Here is a 1,992-nt window from a genome sequence, read left to right as displayed (position 1 = left end):
TTTGTGCTTCAGGGTCTACAGTCTGAACCGACTGCTGCAAAAATCCCTGCTGGATGAGCGACTCCCGGATCTGCTCAAGTTTAATCCTCTCTTGTTCTGTCAGTGGCTCGTCCTGAGCCACCACCAGTCCGGGAATAATTAATAAAACTACAAGAACCAGGAGTTGAAAATTTGTTCGATTTAATAACATTCAATACTTAATTCTTTACTTCTAAATTTTTACAATAACATTCATCTTTTAGATCTCAGATGACGTTTACAGTTATTCTATTAAGTCAACTATGGAAAACTGATTGTATCAGATATTGAGTTATCATCTCAACAATTGTCGAAAAAGATCTTAAAGTACAACAACAGATTATAAACGTATGTAGGTTAGGTATCTATTTGTAGGAACAATAGTTAGATTCATCTTCCAGTGATGATTTGAAGGGCAATTATAATACAAAAACTATTTAACCAATAACATCTTTTTCGTTTTCATTTTGTCATCAGTCATCAGCCTGTAAAAATATGTACCGGAAGCTACGTCTCCTAAATCTATAGCAATTTCATAGTAACCAGTTTCAAGTTCTTCATCAATTACAGTTTTAACTGTGGAACCCAAAATATTTGCAACAGTAATTTTAATTCGCATTCTGGTAGGCACTGTAACGGGTATTGTTGTTATACGGGAGAAAGGATTTGGATAATTATCTCCGATGGTCAACTCGTTCGTAACAGGCAAGAATTCTACAGTTAAAGTACCGACTCCTAAATTTTGAGATATAAAAGCGCGATAAGTTACTTCTTCTGCAGTATTGTTCGTTACTGAATATCTTACTTCCCCTTTATCGTCAGTTACGCCTTGTAGTACCTCAATTTGAGAATCGCCGTTTAACGCTTCTAATGTAACATCTTCTCCCTTGATATTGATACCCTCTGGCGTACGTAGCACAAGAGTAATTATATTTTCCTGTTCACCATTCGCTAAAACTCTGAGTTGAGAAGATGTTAATTCCGTTTCATCAGAACCTACATCAAATGTTGTTGTTTGAATTGTTTCAGACGGATTGGAGATTCTTGAAAAAGCGGTTGACTTTACGCGATAATAGTATTCCGTTCCCGGAATCAAATTCTCAATTGTATACTCAGTCACCTGGCCAACATTAAAATTTTCAAAACCTTGCACGAATTCAGAAAAATTGGCATCAGTTGCTACATCTAATAAATATCCATTGGCTCCTTCGGCTTCCTGCCATTGTGCAATAAATTTAGTGGCTGAAATATTTCCCGGAGCTGTAGATAAAGGAATATCAGGGAAAGTTGTAACTTCTATCGTTTCTGAATTTTTCCCGGTAAATCCATTTAACTCACTTTTTAAACGGTAGTAATAAACAGTTCCGGGGTTCAAATCGGTTACCCTATAATCCGTTACTTCGCCTACATCTAAAGAATTATAGTCATTCAATATGTTATCAAATTCACTATCTGTAGCAACATCTAGAAGATAATTTGAAACACCAGGTACCATCTCCCAATTTGCTTTAAATTCTCTTTCCTCTACATCCGTTGCCGATAATGCAACTGGAGCCTCAGGGAGGAAACGCACCTCTGGGTCATCATCTAATTCAATATCGTCTGAATTCTTCTCTGCAATTGCAGTATAGGTAACAACTTGCGGTGTGGATGTTCGAACTCTAAAAACAGCTTCACCATCTTCATCGGTAATGTCGTTGATTGCTTGTACTTCTAAATCCTCACCATCGGCTATTAGATTTACTTCCAGGTTGGGTAATCTAACTCCGTTCTCACTACGCAATGTCACTTCAATTCTGTTGTAGTCTGTTCCATTGGCTTCAATTTCATTTTCTCTTGCAATAACCGAAGACTCATCAGGGTCAATTTCATAAGTATAATATTGGTGGACGATATTATCGCCATTGGACGTCACATAAAACGTTGTCAGATCCGGTTTAAAGGTAAGTCCTTCTGGGCTTGCCGCCTCCGAGG

General features: G+C 37.4%; 2 protein-coding genes. Both read right to left on the bottom strand.

Annotated elements, in window-relative coordinates; translation table 11 throughout:
* The coding region (locus tag L6773_RS21170) for a hypothetical protein (RefSeq protein ID WP_237856665.1) at positions 1–190 on the bottom strand (190 nt) is incomplete at its 3' end.
* A 261-nt stretch (positions 191–451) separates the two neighbouring features.
* A partial coding sequence (locus L6773_RS21165) for an Ig-like domain-containing protein (RefSeq protein WP_237856664.1) occupies positions 452–1,992 on the bottom strand: 1,541 nt, incomplete at its 5' end.

This window comes from Rhodohalobacter sulfatireducens (assembly GCF_022012475.1).
Lineage (GTDB): Bacteria > Bacteroidota > Rhodothermia > Balneolales > Balneolaceae > Rhodohalobacter > Rhodohalobacter sulfatireducens.
The sequence above is the reverse complement of the archived record's forward strand: the minus strand, read 5'-3'. Positions and strand labels throughout refer to the sequence as shown.